Origin of the sequence: Leifsonia sp. TF02-11, from assembly GCF_017565305.1 — a bacterium.
Classification (GTDB): domain Bacteria; phylum Actinomycetota; class Actinomycetes; order Actinomycetales; family Microbacteriaceae; genus Leifsonia.
Genome location: NZ_JAGEKP010000047.1, coordinates 1 through 1972, shown reverse-complemented (window position 1 = coordinate 1972; position 1972 = coordinate 1). Strand labels below are relative to the sequence as shown.

Below are 1972 nucleotides of genomic sequence, written 5' to 3'. Positions count from 1 at the left end.
CGCTCCAGTCCGGTATTCCACGGTCCCGGCACTGCGCACCTCCCACTCGCCACTGATCTCCCCGCCGGAAAGGCAAACAAAACGATCAACCAGGGGAGTGATCAGGATGCGGGTATTCGCCATCGATACGAGAAACATGGGTCCGGAACTGCGGGGCGGTCTGGTCGGGGTGGTCGGCTCGACGAGCCCCTCGGCGGAGGAGAAGCGGGAGTGCGTCGAGACGGTGAGCCGGTACGCAGTCGATGGATGGGCGATCGCCGCCGATCCCCGCACACCGATCGGCCGTCTGGCGGCGCTCACGGCTGAGACGGCGTGTGTGCCGTTCGTCGCCTTCAACCGGGTATCCCAGCGCGGAGGTCCAGTGGTCGGGCCGTCGACGGTGCAAGCGGCGACTCGCGAACTGTCCTGACAGCGCAAGCGAGAAGCGGGCCTGGTGCGCAGGCCCGCTTCCCTCCGGCAGGATCAGTCGCTCACGCCAGGGTCCGAGCTGACCGCCCCAGCTTCTTCTGCCGTCTGGACGGCGTCGCCTGCTGTCGCGATCTGCTCGACATCGCTGAGGTTGTAGCCCCACGCGGCGAGCTGGGTGAAGTAGTCCTTATCGGTGGGGGAGGGGTACCGCCAGGTCTGCTTGCTCGTGACCGACTCGCACGCCCCGAGGACGACCGCCAGCGCGACATGCTGCGCTTTTGCCGGGGTCTGCTCAAGCAACGCGACGAGCTTGTCGTTCTCGAAGTAGCCGGAGGGCTCCAGGCCGAGCAACTGGTGGGCGAGCTCGTTGCCCTCACGGGTGGCGGTGCTGATCGCCTGCCGGTGGACGGTCAGACCCTTGGCGATCACGACCGCCGCGTCCTTGGGCAGAGCCTTCCGGGACAGCAGCGTGGCGAGCCATTCGCGGCGGACGATCTCAGCGGACGCCCACGCCTTGTTGTTCGCGATCAGGATGCGCCGTTGGGCCTTCTCCTCGTCGGTCATCGGCCCCGACTTGGACGGGGTACCGCCGTAGGTGTGGAAGCCTGCCGCTCTCGCGTCCCGGAGAAAGTAGCTGATGGTGGCGTCGCCGTCCGCGTAGACACGCACGAAGGCCGCTCGCCCGTCCAGGTTCTCGATGTGCTCGACGGTAACGCGTTGGTCATCGGCGGTGAGGAGTTCGCTGATGCGCGTGTACTCGGTGTCGTAGTAGCCGGGGTTCGCGTCGAGGATTAGGTAGCCACGTCCCGCCAGGTCGGCTTCCGCATCCGCCTTGGTCTTGGCGCGGGCTTTGTCGTCGCGTGCCCGCTGGGCCGCGTGCGCGAACTGGGCTGGGTCGGTGGTGGCGACCTGGATGAGGTCGTTGCGGATTTCGTCGTCGCCGTCGAACTCGATCAGCACGACCGCCTGATCCAGGGTCAGCTGGTGCTCCTGGATTGCGCTCGCCGCCACCTGGTTCTCGACCACCGCGAGTGCGGTCTTGACCTCCTTCTGCTTGGTGCCGGTGCGTCGGGCGATCGCGGTGACGCTGAGTCCTTCGAATGCGAGTTGTTGGAAGGCGGCGGCCCGGTCGCCGTCGGTGAGGGCTTCGCGCTGGTCGTTCTCGACCATCTGCTGCACGATCCGCTCCGCGGTCACCTCGTCAGCCTCCACCAGGTAGACGGGAATGGTGGCAAGTCATGCTTCGCGGGCGGCGAACACCCTGCGCTGTCCAGCTCGGACGGTCACCTGGCCGTCGTCGCTTCGATGCCCGAGGACCGGGGTGAGAACGCCGTTCTCGCGGATGCTCTGCACGAACGCGGGGGTGATGGGTGCGGAGGGGCGCACGTTGGTTTCGATGATCAGGGCGTGTGGGTCGAGGTGTTCGATGGTGCCCGCAACGGTGGTGGTGTCGCTCATGGTTCTGGGATCCCTTCAACTGTTCTTGTTCGCCTGTCTGGCAAGGGGATCGAGGGTGAACGGGAGCGGAGCGCAGTGCCGGGTCGACGCTTCTATATCTGTCAAG

The 1972-nt window shown here is 66.4% G+C and carries 3 protein-coding genes; all 3 read right to left on the bottom strand.

Translation table 11 applies throughout. The features are described from left to right. The coding region (locus tag JNB50_RS24810; protein ID WP_208042747.1) for a hypothetical protein at positions 1-336 on the bottom strand (336 nt) is incomplete at its 3' end. Positions 337-462: 126 nt separating this feature from the next. Further along, positions 463-1605: a chromosome partitioning protein gene (locus tag JNB50_RS24805; protein ID WP_208042746.1), complete on the bottom strand. Its 1143-nt coding sequence runs from the start codon at positions 1603-1605 to the stop codon at positions 463-465. 39 nt (positions 1606-1644) lie between these two features. Beyond that, positions 1645-1866, bottom strand: a complete 222-nt coding sequence (locus JNB50_RS24800) for a ParB N-terminal domain-containing protein (RefSeq protein ID WP_168688433.1) — start codon at positions 1864-1866, stop codon at positions 1645-1647. Between the last annotated feature and the right edge of the window lie 106 nt (positions 1867-1972).